This is a genomic window from Dorea sp. BIOML-A1 (assembly GCF_009875615.1).
Lineage (GTDB): Bacteria > Bacillota > Clostridia > Lachnospirales > Lachnospiraceae > Dorea_A > Dorea_A amylophila.
Map to the genome: position 1 here is coordinate 1 of NZ_WWSA01000029.1, position 15697 is coordinate 15697.

Annotated in this window: 17 protein-coding genes; all 17 read right to left on the bottom strand. The window is 44.4% G+C overall.

All coding sequences use genetic code 11. The features are described from left to right. Window positions 1-100: 100 nt before the first annotated feature. The 17 genes from GT508_RS14700 to GT508_RS11185 all read right to left on the bottom strand — a co-directional run bounded on the left by GT508_RS14700 (window position 101) and on the right by GT508_RS11185 (window position 15642). On the bottom strand, window positions 101-526 hold the full coding sequence (locus GT508_RS14700; RefSeq protein WP_243144110.1) for a hypothetical protein: 426 nt from the start codon (window positions 524-526) through the stop codon (window positions 101-103). A 42-nt stretch (window positions 527-568) separates the two neighbouring features. Next, the gene (locus GT508_RS11105) at window positions 569-1015 is read right to left on the bottom strand and encodes a DUF2752 domain-containing protein (protein WP_243121336.1); all 447 of its coding nucleotides are present in this window, start codon (window positions 1013-1015) and stop codon (window positions 569-571) included. A 16-nt stretch (window positions 1016-1031) separates the two neighbouring features. After that, window positions 1032-1823, bottom strand: coding sequence for an RnfABCDGE type electron transport complex subunit B (locus GT508_RS11110; RefSeq protein WP_006427345.1), 792 nt, complete (start codon window positions 1821-1823; stop codon window positions 1032-1034). Window positions 1824-1836: 13 nt separating this feature from the next. Continuing rightward, entirely contained in the window at window positions 1837-2412 is a 576-nt protein-coding gene (locus GT508_RS11115) for an electron transport complex protein RnfA (RefSeq protein WP_117597385.1), read from the bottom strand. 14 nt (window positions 2413-2426) lie between these two features. Continuing rightward, complete coding sequence (gene rsxE / locus GT508_RS11120) at window positions 2427-3146, bottom strand: electron transport complex subunit RsxE (protein ID WP_028085840.1); 720 nt, start codon at window positions 3144-3146, stop codon at window positions 2427-2429. Between the two features lie 17 nt (window positions 3147-3163). Then, window positions 3164-3745: an RnfABCDGE type electron transport complex subunit G gene (locus tag GT508_RS11125; protein ID WP_161144249.1), complete on the bottom strand. Its 582-nt coding sequence runs from the start codon at window positions 3743-3745 to the stop codon at window positions 3164-3166. Next, a complete protein-coding gene (locus GT508_RS11130; RefSeq protein ID WP_055180443.1) occupies window positions 3745-4674 on the bottom strand; it encodes an RnfABCDGE type electron transport complex subunit D in 930 nt (309 codons plus the stop codon). Before GT508_RS11130 ends, GT508_RS11125 begins: the two co-directional genes overlap by 1 nt. Window positions 4675-4723: 49 nt before the next feature. After that, on the bottom strand, window positions 4724-6046 hold the full coding sequence (gene rsxC / locus GT508_RS11135) for an electron transport complex subunit RsxC (protein WP_117597384.1): 1323 nt from the start codon (window positions 6044-6046) through the stop codon (window positions 4724-4726). 268 nt (window positions 6047-6314) lie between these two features. Continuing rightward, entirely contained in the window at window positions 6315-7400 is a 1086-nt protein-coding gene (rpsA, locus tag GT508_RS11140; RefSeq protein WP_117597383.1) for a 30S ribosomal protein S1, read from the bottom strand. Next, the gene (gene ispH, locus GT508_RS11145) at window positions 7381-8238 is read right to left on the bottom strand and encodes a 4-hydroxy-3-methylbut-2-enyl diphosphate reductase (protein ID WP_138376163.1); all 858 of its coding nucleotides are present in this window, start codon (window positions 8236-8238) and stop codon (window positions 7381-7383) included. The genes rpsA and ispH overlap by 20 nt, the downstream gene beginning before the upstream one ends. A gap of 31 nt (window positions 8239-8269) precedes the next feature. Further along, window positions 8270-8926, bottom strand: coding sequence for a (d)CMP kinase (gene cmk, locus GT508_RS11150; RefSeq protein WP_028085846.1), 657 nt, complete (start codon window positions 8924-8926; stop codon window positions 8270-8272). Window positions 8927-8956: 30 nt separating this feature from the next. Then, window positions 8957-10198 carry an NAD(P)/FAD-dependent oxidoreductase gene (locus tag GT508_RS11155; protein WP_161144250.1) on the bottom strand — a complete coding sequence of 414 codons (1242 nt, stop codon included), beginning with the start codon at window positions 10196-10198 and terminating at the stop codon, window positions 8957-8959. Then, window positions 10195-11133, bottom strand: coding sequence for a MurR/RpiR family transcriptional regulator (locus GT508_RS11160; protein ID WP_161144251.1), 939 nt, complete (start codon window positions 11131-11133; stop codon window positions 10195-10197). The genes GT508_RS11155 and GT508_RS11160 overlap by 4 nt, the downstream gene beginning before the upstream one ends. A gap of 728 nt (window positions 11134-11861) precedes the next feature. After that, window positions 11862-13277 (bottom strand): oxaloacetate decarboxylase subunit alpha, encoded by a 1416-nt coding sequence (locus GT508_RS11170; protein WP_161144253.1) that lies wholly within the window; start codon window positions 13275-13277, stop codon window positions 11862-11864. Window positions 13278-13303: 26 nt separating this feature from the next. After that, window positions 13304-14458, bottom strand: a complete 1155-nt coding sequence (locus tag GT508_RS11175) for a sodium ion-translocating decarboxylase subunit beta (RefSeq protein ID WP_117597377.1) — start codon at window positions 14456-14458, stop codon at window positions 13304-13306. A gap of 44 nt (window positions 14459-14502) precedes the next feature. Beyond that, complete coding sequence (locus GT508_RS11180; protein ID WP_006427330.1) at window positions 14503-14877, bottom strand: biotin/lipoyl-containing protein; 375 nt, start codon at window positions 14875-14877, stop codon at window positions 14503-14505. Window positions 14878-14898: 21 nt separating this feature from the next. Next, window positions 14899-15642, bottom strand: coding sequence for an OadG family transporter subunit (locus GT508_RS11185; RefSeq protein WP_055214080.1), 744 nt, complete (start codon window positions 15640-15642; stop codon window positions 14899-14901). Window positions 15643-15697 lie beyond the last annotated feature (55 nt).

Below are 15697 nucleotides of genomic sequence, written 5' to 3' on the forward strand. Positions count from 1 at the left end.
GTTTCTTATGGTATGGAACCTGAACAAGAAGCCTTATCTATTGTTTCCTTCAAGGACTGAGAGGCCGCTTCCCCGTTAATAAATTAAATCCCAAACAAATTTAATAGCCCACCACCCGGCTAAATGCAACCACGCCGAACAGCATAAACAACACCAGATAAATTCCCAGTAATACTGCGAATATGATCAGCTGTGCTCTGCAGAAGTTTCTCCGGTTAATATTACCGTTACTTTCGAATGCCCATACGAAATACATGACTATTCCAACACACGGGATCAGTAATACGATCAATGTCAGTATCCAGTCTTTTAAGTCCATTGGAGAGTTGTCTGACTGCTCATTTCTGTTCTGGCTGTAATCGTATTGATTGTCCTGATATACGAATTTATTATCCTGTGCATCCTCTGATCCGGTTGCTTCCGGCTCTGGTTCCGCCTTCTCTTCCGGCTCTCCTGCCGGTTTTTCTGTTGATTCACCGTAACTGTAGACCTCGTCAGCGGTTACCTGCTTATTTTCTTCATCCATCTGTCATTCTCCTTTGCCTTACTTATTTTTGCGTCTATCTTATCATTTCAGGGCTCCGAACGCAACATCCATGAGCAGTCGAAGCAGATTATAGTGGTAATAACTCATTGGCGGCTGGTCCGGAAAATACCGATACATACGCCACACGTAGTAAATCACCATAAGAACCACACACACGACACAGCCTGTCTTAAACCATTTTCCAATCGGCTTCTTACAGATATAGCGCTTCCATGCAAATATCATCACACCTGCTGCAAATGCATAGATAAACGGATGCATCTTCCATGCTCCTTTGAAGTCCAGATGCAAAAGCCGAATTCCTGCTCTTGTAAGTCCGCATGCCGGACAAGGAAATCCCGTGATCCAGACCATAGGGCAGATACCCGGCAGAAATTGACTTCCAAATACAAAATAGGCGATTATAAATATAACCGCCCATTTTGCCTTCTTTATATCATTTTTTAATAATACAAATCCGTCTTTCAATATCTTTTTCATCCTGTTATGAGATAACTTTCTTCGGACATTTTACTGCACAGGCACCACAGTCTTTACATTTCTCGTAGTCGATGTGCGCAATGTTATTTTCCACTGTAACAGCTTCAAACTTACATGCTTTCTCACACATCTTACATCCGATACATCCGGCTGTACATGCCTGCATAACTGCTTTACCTTTGTCCTGTGAATTACATTTTACCAGATGCTTCTGATCATATGGCACGATCTCGATCAGGTGTTTTGGACATACAGCTACACATTTTCCACATGCTTTACATGCTTCTTTATCTACAACTGCCACACCGTTTACAATGTGGATCGCATCGAACGGACATGCCTGAACACAGCTTCCGTCTCCAAGACATCCATAAGAACAGGCTTTCGGTCCGCCGTCCTGCATCATGTTGACCATAGTACAGTCGCTCAGTCCGTGATATTCATATTCCTGTTTTGCTTTCTCACAGTCTCCGCCACATTTTACAAATGCAACTTCGTGTACCTGTGCACCTGCAGCAACTCCCATGATCTCTCCGACTTTTGCTGCTACCGGAGCGCCTCCGACCGGACATCCGCCGACTTCAGCTTCTCCTTTTACGATCGCTGCTGCAAGTCCGGAACATCCGGCATAACCACAGCCACCGCAGTTATTTCCAGGAAGAACGCCCAGGATGGCTTCTTCTCTTTCATCTACCTCTACCGCAAATTTCTTACCGGCAACGCCGAGGAATACACCAATGAATAATCCGGTGCCTCCTACGATAACTGCCGCAAGAATAATACCTGTAACACTCATTGTCTGCCTCCTCCTAAATTAATCCTGAGAATCCACAGAACGCGATCGCCATCAGACAAGCTGTGATCAGTACGATCGGAGTTCCCTGGAAGGACTCTGAAATATCATTGTATTCCATCTTCTCACGGATACCGGCCATGATCACGATCGCGATCAGGAATCCGACAGATGTACCAATACCATTGACAACACCTTCTAAGATAGAATATTCTTTCTGAACATTTGTAAGTGCCACACCAAGTACCGCACAGTTTGTTGTGATCAGTGGAAGATACACACCAAGTGCTTTATACAATGATGGCATACTCTTTTTCAGGAACATTTCTACAAACTGTACTAAAGCTGCGATAAACAGAATGAATACGATTGTCTGCAGATATTCAAATCCCAGCGGAACCAGGATGAATTTATAGATCAGTCCCGTAAAGAATGATGATAATGTGATAACGAATACAACTGCTCCACCCATACCGGTTGCAGTCTCAACCTTCTTCGAAACACCAAGGAACGGACAGATTCCAAGGAACTGGCTGAGTACAACGTTATTTACGATAGCTGAACCAATTGCAATAATCAATAACTCTTTCATACTATGTACTCCTCCTACTCTTCATTCCCTGTCGGGAATACTTTGCTTCCGCATCCGCCGCATGATGCACAGTCTGTGCCGCATCCCTGTGGCTCGGCAATCTTCTTGCCTTTCTGTGCTGCGTGTCTCTTCAGTCTGTTCATACCTGCAACCAGGAATGCAAGAACAAGGAATGCTCCTGCCGGCAGGATGAAGATTGTTACCGGTACATATCCGCCTTTTCCTGCTGCTGCATCTGCAAGCGGAAGAATCTGAACACCGAAGATTGCTCCGGTTCCGATAAACTCACGCACGATCGCGATACAGGTCAGACCAAATGTAAATCCAAGTCCCATACCAATACCATCAAAGATAGATGGAAGTACCGGGTTCTTGGATGCATAACTTTCTGCACGTCCAAGGATAATACAGTTAACAACGATCAGCGGGATGTAAAGTCCAAGTGAATCATACAGACTTGGAACGAATCCCTCTAAAAGGAACTGTACAATTGTTACGAAAGATGCTACGACTACGATAAATGCCGGCATTCTGACTGAATCCGGAATCACCTTACGTAACATAGAGATCAACATATTCGACAGTACAAGTACGACTGTTGTGGACAGTCCCATACCTAAACCGTTAATAGCGGATGTTGTTACCGCCAGGGTCGGACACATTCCTAACATCAGAACGAAGGTAGGATTTTCTTTGATCAGACCGTTATATACTCTTTCAGTACATTTATTCATGACTAACTACCTCCTGTTTATTTAAATGCATTCTGATAATATCCGAGTGCTGCATTGACAGCTCCTGTTACTGCTCTTGAAGTAATGGTTGCACCACTTAAGGCATCGATCTGTTCTCCGTCTCCACCGTCTTTGGAAACCACGAATTTATCAGCCTGTTTATTTACATACTGGTTATAGAATGAAGGCTCTGTAGCTTTCATACCAAGACCTGCTGTCTCGCTGATAGAAAGAATAGATACACCGTTGATCGTACCGTCTTTCTTAATACCAACTGTAATCTGGATATTGCCGCCGAATCCGTCTTTGTCTGTTGTTGTGATGACATATCCTGCATCACCTGCTGTACAGACTTCGTCGATCGTTGCATTGACACCCATATCTTTTACAGCTTTGTCTGCGGCCTTCTTATCTACATCTTCTGCTTTGAAATCATCCAGTTTTACATCTGAAAATACTGCCTGCCATGCTTCTTTTTTGGCTGTCTCCTGTGCCTGTGCGATCGGAGTCTTGGTAATTTCATATACCGCACCAAGAAGGAATCCTGCAATTACAGTAATCAGTGTAAGGATCAGTGTATTCTTAACAATCTTATTCATTATTTTTCTCCTCCTTTACCAAATGGTTTTGGAAGAGTAACTCTCTCGATCAATGGCACCAGAAGGTTACTGATGATGATCGCATAAGAAACTCCTTCTGCGGAACCGCCAAACAGACGGAACAGACCTGTTAACACACCAAGGATAATACCGTATACAAACTGTCCTTTCGGTGTGATCGGAGATGTTACATAATCGGTTGCCATGAACCATGCACCAAGCATCAGTCCGCCTCCGCAGAGATGTGCTGTGATGTACTGTGGATCAAAGAATCCGACATCCGGATTTGCAATATGTCCGAAGATTCCGACAAAGATCACAAATGTAACAATGTATGTTCCAGGAATTCTGAGATCAATTACTCCCATAAGGATCAGGAAGATTGCTCCGATCACGATTGCGATCACGGATGTCTCACCGATTGTTCCAGGAATTCTACCGATCAGCATATCCATCGTATTCACTGTATTACCTGCTTTTAATTGTGCAAGTGGTGTAGCCCCTGTCACACCATCATATACAAAGCTTGTCATCTGGCTTGTAAATGAAAGCAGAAGGAAGCATCTTGCGCCGAGAGCCGGGTTCATAAAGTTCTGTCCCAGACCTCCGAATAACTGTTTTACGATCAGAATAGCAAATACACTACCGATTGCTCCCATCCACCACGGAGCTGTAGGAGGCATATTCAGTCCGAGTAACAGTCCTGTTACTGCTGCACTCCAGTCATTGATCGTAATCTTCTTGTGCATTAATTTTTCGTATATGTATTCCGTCAATACTGCTACAACCGTTGTTGTAACCAGCATTCCGAATGCCGGCAGTCCAAAGTTCCATACACCAAATGCAGATGCCGGCAAAAGTGCGATGGCCACCAGCATCATAATATTACTGGTAGTCGCTTTGGAACGAATATGTGGTGAAGATGACATTTTCAAATTGTTCTCACTCACTTTTGTTCACCTCTTCTTCTTTCTTGTTTTATTTTTTCTTTCTACGGTTCGCTAAAGCAATCTTTCTCATAGATCCGATTGCCTGTTTCAGCGGCCGTTTTGCCGGACATACGAAACTGCACGAACCACATTCCATACATTCGAGTCCTTCATGTTTTGTAAACTTCTCTTCGTCATGATGTTCTGCATAATCCGCCAGTCTCGATGGGATCAGGCGGCTTGGACAGGCTTCTACACAGCGTCCGCAGTTGATACATGCAGACGGCTCCATCTTAGCCACTTCATCTTTGGTAAATCCAAGAATTGATGAAGATGTCTTTGTTACAGGTACATCTAATGAGAACATGGAGAATCCCATCATCGGACCACCGGAGATGAGTTTCTCAGGCTCTGTCTTAAATCCTCCTGCTGCTTCTACCAGTTCCTGCTGGTTCATACCAAACGGAACTCGGAAGTTACCTGGTTCTGCAACCGCATCACCACTGACTGTCACTACACGCTCCATAGAAGGCTTTCCTTCTACTACTGCCTGGTAAACACTTACCATTGTAGCCACGTTGTCTACGACGCATCCTGCATCTGCCGGAAGCATTGCAGAATTGATCGCACGTCCTGTTGTTGCATAGATAAGCTGACGCTCACCACCCTGAGGATACTTGGTCTTCAGAGCCATCACCTCGATACGTGGTTCATCTTTCGTCAGTTCTTTTAATTTTTCAATACAATCCGGTTTGTTGTCCTCTACGCCAAAGATTCCTTTTGCGTTGTCGAACAGACGGAGAATGATCTTCATTCCTCCGACCAGCTTTTCCGGAGTCTCGATCATTGTTCTGTAGTCAGCGGTGATATATGGCTCACACTCTGCACAGTTTGCAATGATATAATCAATCTTTTCCGGTTCCTTCGGTGAAAGCTTTACTCTGGTAGGGAAACCTGCACCACCCATACCTACAACTCCCGCTGTTCCAATCGCATTCAGAATGTCTTCTTTGCTCATATCCTCTAACGGAGTCACTTCCGGATATTCCACTTCTTTGTACTCGCCATCATTCTCGATCACGATACTGTTCACTCTTCCACCTGTCGGGTTTAAATGCGGTGCAATAGCCTTTACTGTTCCGGATACAGATGCATAGATCGGAGCAGACACAAATCCTCCTGCTTCTGCTATCATCTGGCCTTTTAAAACATGATCGCCAACAGCTACCACAGGATTTGCCGGAGCACCGATATGCTGTGATACAGGATACACCAGATCGCCCTTAGGTTTTACTTCGACAATTGCCTTATCTTTAGCCAGGCTCTTGCCGTCATCCGGGTGGATTCCACCCTTAAATGTTAACAATGCCATCCTTTTTTCCTTCCTTCCTATTTACTCTTTATATAATATACAGGAAAAATAGACAATTTTCTATAGAAAGTGACTAATTCCATTGTATATTTTCATGAACATCTTGTCGCATTTTTAACAAATGCATATACGCACAGAAAACCTGCCATAGGCAGGTTTCCCAAGATAGTACATCATTGAGCCTTTTTACTTATCCCGGCTCATTGTTATCTTTAGCTTCAGAAAGGATAGAGGAAATCACCTCTATCCTTGTATATCTGTCACAATATTATTCAGCGTCTGTCTCTTCAGAAGCTTCTTCCGGCTGTTCTAACGCTTTCATGCTCAGGCTGATCTTCTTCTCAGCTTCGTTCAGGTCTACGACCTGAGCTGTGATCTCCTGTCCTACTGAAAGTACATCCGACGGTTTGTCAACATGAGCTCTTGAAATCTGTGAAACATGAAGTAACGCATCTACTCCAGGAGCTAATTCAACGAATGCTCCGAAGTCTGTCATTCTTGCAACTTTTCCTGTAATCACTGTTCCTACTGCATAATCCTCTGCTGCATTTGCCCATGGATTTGTCTCCGGGAATTTCAGGCTGAGTGCGATCTTTGTATCATGGATATCTTTGATCATCACTTCCACTTTATCTCCTACCTGGAATACTTTCTTAGGATTCTCAACACGTCCCCAAGACATTTCGGAGATATGAAGCAGACCATCTACTCCGCCAAGATCGATGAATGCTCCGAAATCTGTAACGTTCTTTACAGTTCCTTCCATTCTGTCTCCTACACTGATCTTTGCGAACAGTTCTTTCTGTTTTTCAGCACGTTCAGCAACAAGGAGCTGTCTTCTGTCACCAATCACGCGGTTTCTTCTAGGATTGAACTCGCTGATCACGAACTCGATCTCCTGTCCCTGATATTTGCTCAGGTCTTTTTCATATGTGTCAGAAACAAGGCTTGCAGGAATGAATACTCTTGCTTCGTCAACTACTACGCTTAATCCACCGCCAAGAATCTGAGTTACAGGAGCTTTTAACACTTCATGATTCTCGAATGCTTCTTTTAATCTTTCATTTCCTTTTTCTGCTGCAAGTCTCTTGTATGTCAGCAGAACCTGTCCTTCTCCGTCATTTACCTTCAGGACTTTTGCGCTCATCTGATCACCAACAGATACAACTGTTGTAAGATCAACATTTGCCTCGTTAGTATATTCGTTTCTTGTAATGATACCGTCTGCTTTGTAGCCTATATTCAAGATGATTTCATCAGGTTTAACGTCGATGACTGTACCATCTACAACCTCTCCATTTCTTATTGTCTTAAAAGACTCTTCTAACATTTGTTCAAAAGTTAATTCTGACATTATTTTGAACCTCCTCAATTATTTTATTGGGCGTGGATGCCCCTGCTGTAATACCTACTGATTCCACGGACCTTAATTGATTAATATCCAAATCGTCAAGTGTCTGTATATAGTACGTATTCAAACATTCCTCTTTGCAGATTTCAAATAGCTTCTGAGTATTCGAACTACGTTTATCACCTATCACAACCATAGCATCTACTCTCGCTGCAATTTGACGGGCTTCGGTCTGCCTTTCTTTCGTCGCATTGCAAATCGTATTTAAAACAACTATATCATACCTCTTTTTCGAAATAATTTCAACTAATTCTTTGAATTTATTGTAGTTAAATGTCGTCTGGGCCACGATACATACTTTCTGATCTTTATCCGGCAATTCAAATCGTTCTGCATCTTCCGGTGTCTGCACCACCGTCACCTGTTCTCCTGCCCAGCCGCGGATTCCCTGCACCTCCGGATGCTCACCGTTTCCGACAATCACAATGTATGACCCCTCTGCGCTTTTTTCTGCAACGATCTTATGAATCTTCTTCACGAAAGGACACGTTGCATCCACACAGGTGATTCCACGTTCTTCCAGGATATCGTAGATATATTTTGCTACACCATGGGACCGTATCACTACCACATCCGCATCTGCCGTTTTCAGTTCTTCTTCATCATTCAGGACTTCTACACCGTGGCTTCTCAGATCCTTGATCACTTCTTCATTATGGATGATCGGTCCGTAGGTAAATATCTTCTCTCCCCGGTATTGTTCTATCTGTTGGTATACGGTATCTACCGCACGCTTCACTCCGAAGCAGAATCCTGCTGTCTTTGCAAGTTCGACATTCATATCATGCAATTCCTTTCTCTGCCAACTTCATCTATCTGCACAGATCTACGATCGTTTTCACCACTTCGGCGATCGTCATGTCCGAGCTGTCTACAAGAACCGCATCCTCCGCCTGCTTCAGCGGTGCGATCTCACGCGTCATATCTCTGCGGTCACGCTCTTCAATGTCATGTGCGATCTCTTCCAGATTACAGTCTTCCCCTTTTTCCTGCAGTTCCTGGTAACGTCTCTTAGCTCGCGTCTCGACGCTTGCCGTCAGATATACTTTCACATCCGCATGCGGAAGAACACAGGTTCCGATGTCTCTTCCGTCCATGATTACATTCTGTGTCTTTGCAAGATTCTGCTGCAATTCCAGCAGTTTCTTACGCACTTCCGGAATTGCGGAGGTTACAGATGCCATATTTCCCACCTCTTCATTTCTCAGACGTGATGAAATATCCTTTCCGTTCAGGTATACATGCTGTACGGCATCTTCATATGCGATCGTCACTTCCGCATCCTTGCATGCTTCGATCACTTTCTCTGTCTCTTGCGGCTGGATCCCTTTATCCAAAAAATGAATCGCAAGACCTCTGTACATGGCTCCTGTATCTACGTAAATGTATCCTTTTTCCTTTGCTACAAGCTTCGCAATCGTGCTTTTTCCGGCACCTGCCGGTCCGTCTATCGCTACATTATATCCCATGGTATCTCTCCTCTGTTTTTATTTTCTATTTTATTCATCTGCGTTTTCTATTCCGGTTCCCGCCGCATACGCTGTAGACCAGGCAATCTGAAGGTTAAATCCACCCGTCACTGCATCCAGATCCAGAACCTCTCCGGCAAAATGTAATCCTTTCACAAGTCTTGATTCCATCGTTCCCGGATCGACTTCTTTGATCTTGATTCCACCTTTTGTGATGATCGCTTCATTGTAATCTCTCAGACCTGTAAGCGTACACTCAAGATTCTTGATCAGTCTGACGAATCCCAGACGTTCTTCTTTTGTGATCACATTGACTTTCTTTTCCGGATCGATCCCGCTCAATTCGATCATAACCGGAATCAGTTTTGACGGGAACAGCTTGTGTACCGCATTCTTAAACTGACGGTTCTGATTCTCCTCAAATTCACGGAGCACCCTGTGATCCAGCTGCTCCTCTGAAAGCGCCGGTTTCAGATCGATCTTAAGAGTCAGTTCTTTTGCTTTCAATTTCTTTCCGACATAACTGCTCGCACTTAAGATCAGCGGTCCGCTCACACCATAATGCGTAAATAACATTTCTCCGAAATCGTCGTACAGCTTTTTCTTTCCGTCACAGATCGTCACATTAACATTCCGAAGAGAAAGTCCCTGCAGTTCGGGCACCCATTCCTCTTTGCATTCCATCGGTACCAGCGCCGGCATACATTCCGTCACGGTATGACCGAGGCTTTCTGCAAAGCGGAAGCCATCACCGGTGGATCCGGTTGACTGATAAGACAATCCGCCCGTTGCCACGATACATGCATCTGCACAAACCTGCGTCTGGTCTCCCAGTATTACTTTTTCAAAATGTCCGTCTTTTTCCACTATTTTTTTTACTGCCGTGCGCAGATGCACTTCCACGCCCAGACGGTCCATCTCCCGTTCCAGACCACGGATGACATCCGAAGAACGATCCGACACCGGAAATACACGGTCTCCACGTTCAATCTTCACCGGCACATTGATCCGCTCAAAGAAATCGATCACCTGCTGATTCGTGTATCCGTAAAAACTGCTGTATAAGAACTTTGCATTTGTTCTGACTGCCTCAAATAATCCTTCCATATCGCAGGCATTGGTTATATTGCATCTTCCTTTTCCTGTAATATACAATTTTTTTCCAAGCTTTTCATTCTTCTCATATACTACAACCTGATGTCCGCATTCGGCTGCTGCGATAGAAGCGAACATTCCTGCCGCTCCTCCTCCAACGATAACTACTTTACTCATCTTCCATTATCCTTCTCTAGTTTTCCATTTTCATTTCCGGAAAGTTCAACTCGATCCCCCACCATATTCAGTTCATCCTTACTGTACACCTGATATTCATCCCATATCTGTTCCAGTGTCTCAAGCGTTGTAATAACCTCTTTCTGCTTCTTCATGCAGAGCGCTACGACCAGTGCATTGATCACACTCAAAGGTGCCACCAGTGAATCTACAATGGATGCCATATCGCTTCTTGCGATCAGGTTGCAGGAAGAATACAACGTCATCGGAGAATGTACACTGTCTGTCAGTGTGATCACCGTAGCTTTCCGATTGCTTGCAAATTCCAGTGCTTTCAAAGTACGCATGGAATATCTCGGAAAACTGATCCCTATCACCACATCATCTTCACTGACACGGATCAGTTGTTCAAAAATCTCGCTGGAACTGTTCGTATTGACAGCCGTTACATTCTCGCATATCAGATTCAGATAAAAGCTTAAGAAGCTTGCGAGCGGCGAGCAGCTTCTGATTCCGATCACATAGATCCGTTTTGCTTTTAAGATCGTATCTACCGCCATTTCAAATGCCTCATGGTCAATTGCTTCCATCGTAAGCTTGATCTTCTCAATATCCGAATGTAGAACCGAAGCAAGGATCTCCCCCTGGCTGATCCGCCCATACGTCACTTCCATACGCTGGATGGAATTCAGCTTCATCCGCACCAGTTCTCCCAAAGCCTTCTGGAACTCCGGATACCCGTCATATCCAAGGGCAGTTGCAAATCTCACAACTGTCGATTCACTGACACCAACCTCTTCCCCCATCTTCGCAGCCGTCAAAAAAGCCGCTTTATCATAATCCTCACGGATAAAATCCGCCAGTTTTTTCTGTCCTTTGCTGAATTTCTGATATCTTTCATCGATCATCTTCAGCAGTTCATTTTTTACGCTCATGCGATGTACCTCTTTTTCAAACAATGGTTTTATTATATAGCTTTGTGGGGGAATAGTCAATTAGTTCGAGTGGGGCATATGTGGTTACGGGATAGGTGGCGGTATGGGTAAGCAGATGCTTATGCCGGGAAAGAAGATGTAACAAAGAAAAGTTGGGAAAAATCAGGCACCGAATACATTCAGCGAGAAATCTTAATGATTTCTCACCTCAGGTATTCTTTCAAGCTGTGCTTGTAGCACATCTTGAATCCTGATTTTCCCGACTTTTCTTTTAACATCTTCTAATCCCACCAACGATATCTGCTTACCCATACCGCCACCTATCCCTTAGCCACACACTCCGACAACCGAAAGTGAATTTACTGTTACCGCCAAGCTATTGGGGCTCCGCCGGAAAACGTTTTTCAGCTCGCTTTTTCCACTACTTTCTGAGAAGCCATACTCCCCGCTATCCTCGTATATTTTCACGAACAGTCAAGTGTAGAAGTTCCTGGTTCAATGCATTCGCAGGGTGCTTTGCAAGGAGTTGGTGAAAAAAAGACGATAAAATAAGATTTGGGATGTGCTACAAGCACATCCCAAAAGAATACCTGAGGCGGAAAATCATCAGGATTTTCCGTCCGAATGTATTCGGTTCTTATCTTATCGTCTTTTTTTCGCTTACGCCTTGCAAGCACCCGAAGCCGCATTGAATCAGGAACTTCTACACTTGACGTCCTCTCGAAAACCTATACAGGATAACTTCCGTTTTCCGTATCCGCTACTGTCGCATCCACCTTTGTCTGCTGTGCTTCTCTATACTTGAAGAAGTCTACAGCAACCTGTGGGAACAGTGCGTAAGACAGTACATCTTCATCCTGCTGGATCCACTGTTCGCATTCTTTGCGGAGTGTATCTAATTCGTCCGGAATCAGGTCTGCAGGACGGCATGTGATGATCTCAGGATCATCGCCAAGTACTTTCTTGATTACGTCCGGATTCATAGGTTTTACTGTCTGTCCGTATTTTCCGCTTAAGAGGTCTTTTGTCTCTTTTGTTGCTACTTTGTAACGTTCTCCCATCAATACATTGAATACAGCCTGTGTACCAACGATCTGTGAGGAAGGTGTTACAAGCGGTGGTTCTCCAAGGTCTTTACGTACTCTTGGAACTTCTTCAAGTACATCGTAGAACTTGTCTTCCGCACCCTGCTCTTTTAACTGTGATGTCAGGTTAGAAAGCATTCCACCCGGTACCTGATACAGAAGAGTCTTGATGTTAACACCAAGGTTCTTTGGATTAAGGAGTCCGCTGTCAAGAGCCTCGTCACGGATCGGACGGAAGTAGTCAGCGATCTCTGCCAGAAGTTTCTGGTCTAATCCCGTGTCATAAGGTGTTCCCTTGAATGTCTCAACCATAACTTCTGTTGCAGGCTGGGATGTTCCAAGTGCGAATGGTGACATTGCTGTGTCGATGACATCTACACCAGCTTCTACTGCTTTCATGTAAGTCATAGAAGCAACACCTGATGTGTAGTGTGTATGCAGCTGGATCGGAAGATCTACCGCTTCTTTCATTGCTCCGATCAGCTCTGTTGCCTTATACGGTGTCAGAAGACCAGCCATATCTTTGATACAGATAGAGTTTGCACCCATCTCTTCAATCTTCTTGGCAATGTCTACCCAGTAATCTAATGTATAAGCATCACCTAAAGTGTAAGATAATGCGATCTGAGCTTCTACTTTTTCTTTATTTGCAGCCTTAACTGCTGTCTTCAGGTTACGAAGATCATTTAAGCAGTCAAAGATACGGATGATGTCGATTCCGTTCGCAGCAGATTTCTGTACGAAATATTCTACCACATCATCTGCGTATGGACGATATCCTAAGATGTTCTGTCCACGGAATAACATCTGAAGTTTTGTATTTTTGAATCCATCACGGAATTTACGAAGTCTTTCCCATGGATCTTCTTTTAAGAAACGAAGAGATGCATCGAAGGTAGCTCCACCCCAGCACTCTACGGAATGATATCCAACCTTGTCCATCTTATCAACGATCGGGAGCATCTGCTCTGTTGTCATACGGGTTGCGATCAGAGACTGATGCGCATCACGCAGGATCGTTTCTGTAATCTCTACAGGTTTTTTTACTATATCTGCCATTTTATTTCCTCCTAATTATATATCGCTTAAATTCCTACGCCAAAGATCGCCATGAATGTTCCGGCAGCTACGGCTGTACCGATAACACCCGCAACGTTTGGTCCCATAGCATGCATCAGAAGGAAGTTTGTCGGGTCTGCCTCAGCTCCGACCTTCTGTGATACTCTGGCTGCCATTGGAACTGCAGATACACCGGCAGAACCAATCAGTGGATTAACCTTACCATGTGTTGCAACACACATCAGTTTACCGAACAGTACACCTGCGGCTGTACCGAATGCGAATGCAATCAGACCGAGAATTACGATCTTGATCGTATCCATATTAAGGAATGCCTCGGCACTCGTTGTTGCTCCTACGGATGTTCCCAGCAGGATAACTACGATGTACATCATTGCATTGGAAGCTGTCTCTGTCAGCTGTCTTACAACTCCGGACTCACGGAACAGGTTACCAAGCATTAACATACCAACCAGTGGTGCTGTTGTAGGAAGGATCACGCACACAACGATCGTAACGATGACCGGGAATAAGATCTTCTCAAGCTTGGAAACAGGTCTTAACTGTTCCATCTTAATCTTACGTTCTTTTTCTGTTGTCAGAAGCTTCATGATCGGTGGCTGGATGATCGGCACCAGTGACATATATGAATATGCCGCTACCGCGATTGGTCCAAGTAAAGCTGTCTGCTGTAACTTACCTGCAAGGAAGATAGAGGTAGGTCCATCAGCTCCACCAATGATTGAGATCGCTGCTGCCGCTTTGTCAGAGAATCCCATAGCCATCGCTCCAAGGTATGCTGCAAAGATACCGAACTGAGCAGAGGCACCAAGAAGGAAACTCTTAGGGTTAGCGATCAGTGGTCCGAAGTCTGTCATCGCTCCTACACCCATGAAGATCAGGGAAGGGAGGATTGACCACTCATCCAGTTTATAGAAGTAGTAAAGCAGTCCGCCTGTTCCATTTGCCGCATCTTCTGCATGAAGCATGATGTCCGGATAAATGTTAACCAGTAACATACCGAATGCGATTGGAACAAGAAGCAGAGGCTCGAATCCGTGTCTGATTGCAAGATAAAGGAAAACACATGCAACCGCGATCATGACTACATTGCCCCATGTAAGACTGAAAAACGCCGTCTGATGCACGAGGTTTCCTAATGTTGTCGTTATATATTCCATTTTTTAACCTCCAGTCGTGTTAGATAAACACCATATAAATGATGTTAGTTCAATGTAGCAAGAACAGCGCCTGAATCAATTGCATCGCCTACTGCTACATCAATGCTTGCAACGGTTCCGTCTTCCGGTGCTACAACTGGAATCTCCATCTTCATAGCCTCGATGATGACAACTGCATCACCTTTCTTTACAGCCTGACCTACATTTGCTTCGATCTTGAATACTTTTCCGGCTGCTCCGGCTTTTACTTCGATGGATCCTGCTCCACCTGCAGGTGCTGCCTTTGGTGCTGCTGGTGCTGCCGCAGGAGCTGCCTTCGGTGCTGCTGCAGGTCTTGCAACCGGTGCTGCACCTGCTCCGTTTTCTTCTACTGTTACATCATATACATTGCCATTCACTGTGATTGTATAATTTTTCATTGAATTCATCCTCCTAATTAATTATGCGTGCCACTTATTTGATGGACGACGCTTGATGCTTCTTACTACGAAGCCGTCTGTGCTTCCACCGGCTTCTGCTTCATAAGCAGCGATCGCTGCGGAAATAACTGCTGCCAGTTCATCATCATTCGATGCTTCTTCTACTACAGGTGCTGCAACTGCTGCCGGAGCCGGAGCTGCTTCCTGTGTGCTTTCTGCTTTTCCTTTGTTCTTGAATTTTTCTTCAAGTGCAGGAATGTATTTGAACAGGGAGATCAGAATTGAGATAAAGATCAAGATTACGAATACGGTACCCATTCCAAGGATTGTATTCAGTCCTGCTTTTTCCATGATCTCACCGATGCTGTAATGTGCATCGATCGTTGTACTGTCCAGATAAAGGTCCTCATCAAAAACAAATGTAATGTCTGCATCACGGTCTTTGAATTTTGCACTGGTCGTTACTTTCAGTTCATCAGAGGATGGTTCGAATTTGTAATCACCGTGGCTTACATATTCCCCACACTCTTTTGTTCCCTGCTGCCATGCATCCAGAGCTGCAAGGAAACTATCTTTTGTAAATGGAACACCTGCCTGATTCAGCTGAGACTCGATCTGGAAATCTGTCATCTTGTTCCACTGTTCGATAGTATCTGCATCTGCACTGTTGCAATACTCGATCAGAAAATCTGTTGCCTGTGTGATCGTTGATTTATCATACTGAAGATTTTCTTTCTTACTTCCGCAAGCGGTAAAGCAGAGCATTGCGACAAGCACACAAAGTAATACGCTTATTTTTTTCTTCACTTTGCCTCACCTC

Excerpts from the sequence above, each read along its gene's own strand:
- rpsA (WP_117597383.1), bottom strand. The coding sequence starts at position 7,400 with ATGTCAGAATTAACTTTTGAACAAATGTTAGAAGAGTCTTTTAAGACA.
- GT508_RS11185 (WP_055214080.1), bottom strand. The coding sequence starts at position 15,642 with ATGCTCTGCTTTACCGCTTGCGGAAGTAAGAAAGAAAATCTTCAGTAT.
- rsxE (WP_028085840.1), bottom strand. The coding sequence starts at position 3,146 with ATGAATAAATGTACTGAAAGAGTATATAACGGTCTGATCAAAGAAAAT.
- GT508_RS11155 (WP_161144250.1), bottom strand. The coding sequence starts at position 10,198 with ATGAGTAAAGTAGTTATCGTTGGAGGAGGAGCGGCAGGAATGTTCGCT.
- cmk (WP_028085846.1), bottom strand. The coding sequence starts at position 8,926 with ATGGGATATAATGTAGCGATAGACGGACCGGCAGGTGCCGGAAAAAGC.
- GT508_RS11130 (WP_055180443.1), bottom strand. The coding sequence starts at position 4,674 with ATGTCATCTTCACCACATATTCGTTCCAAAGCGACTACCAGTAATATT.
- rsxC (WP_117597384.1), bottom strand. The coding sequence starts at position 6,046 with ATGGCATTGTTAACATTTAAGGGTGGAATCCACCCGGATGACGGCAAG.
- GT508_RS11175 (WP_117597377.1), bottom strand. The coding sequence starts at position 14,458 with ATGGAATATATAACGACAACATTAGGAAACCTCGTGCATCAGACGGCG.
- GT508_RS11115 (WP_117597385.1), bottom strand. The coding sequence starts at position 2,412 with ATGAAAGAGTTATTGATTATTGCAATTGGTTCAGCTATCGTAAATAAC.
- GT508_RS11180 (WP_006427330.1), bottom strand. The coding sequence starts at position 14,877 with ATGAAAAATTATACAATCACAGTGAATGGCAATGTATATGATGTAACA.
- GT508_RS11170 (WP_161144253.1), bottom strand. The coding sequence starts at position 13,277 with ATGGCAGATATAGTAAAAAAACCTGTAGAGATTACAGAAACGATCCTG.
- GT508_RS11125 (WP_161144249.1), bottom strand. The coding sequence starts at position 3,745 with ATGAATAAGATTGTTAAGAATACACTGATCCTTACACTGATTACTGTA.
- GT508_RS11110 (WP_006427345.1), bottom strand. The coding sequence starts at position 1,823 with ATGAGTGTTACAGGTATTATTCTTGCGGCAGTTATCGTAGGAGGCACC.
- GT508_RS14700 (WP_243144110.1), bottom strand. The coding sequence starts at position 526 with ATGGATGAAGAAAATAAGCAGGTAACCGCTGACGAGGTCTACAGTTAC.
- ispH (WP_138376163.1), bottom strand. The coding sequence starts at position 8,238 with ATGAATGTCGAACTTGCAAAGACAGCAGGATTCTGCTTCGGAGTGAAG.
- GT508_RS11160 (WP_161144251.1), bottom strand. The coding sequence starts at position 11,133 with ATGAGCGTAAAAAATGAACTGCTGAAGATGATCGATGAAAGATATCAG.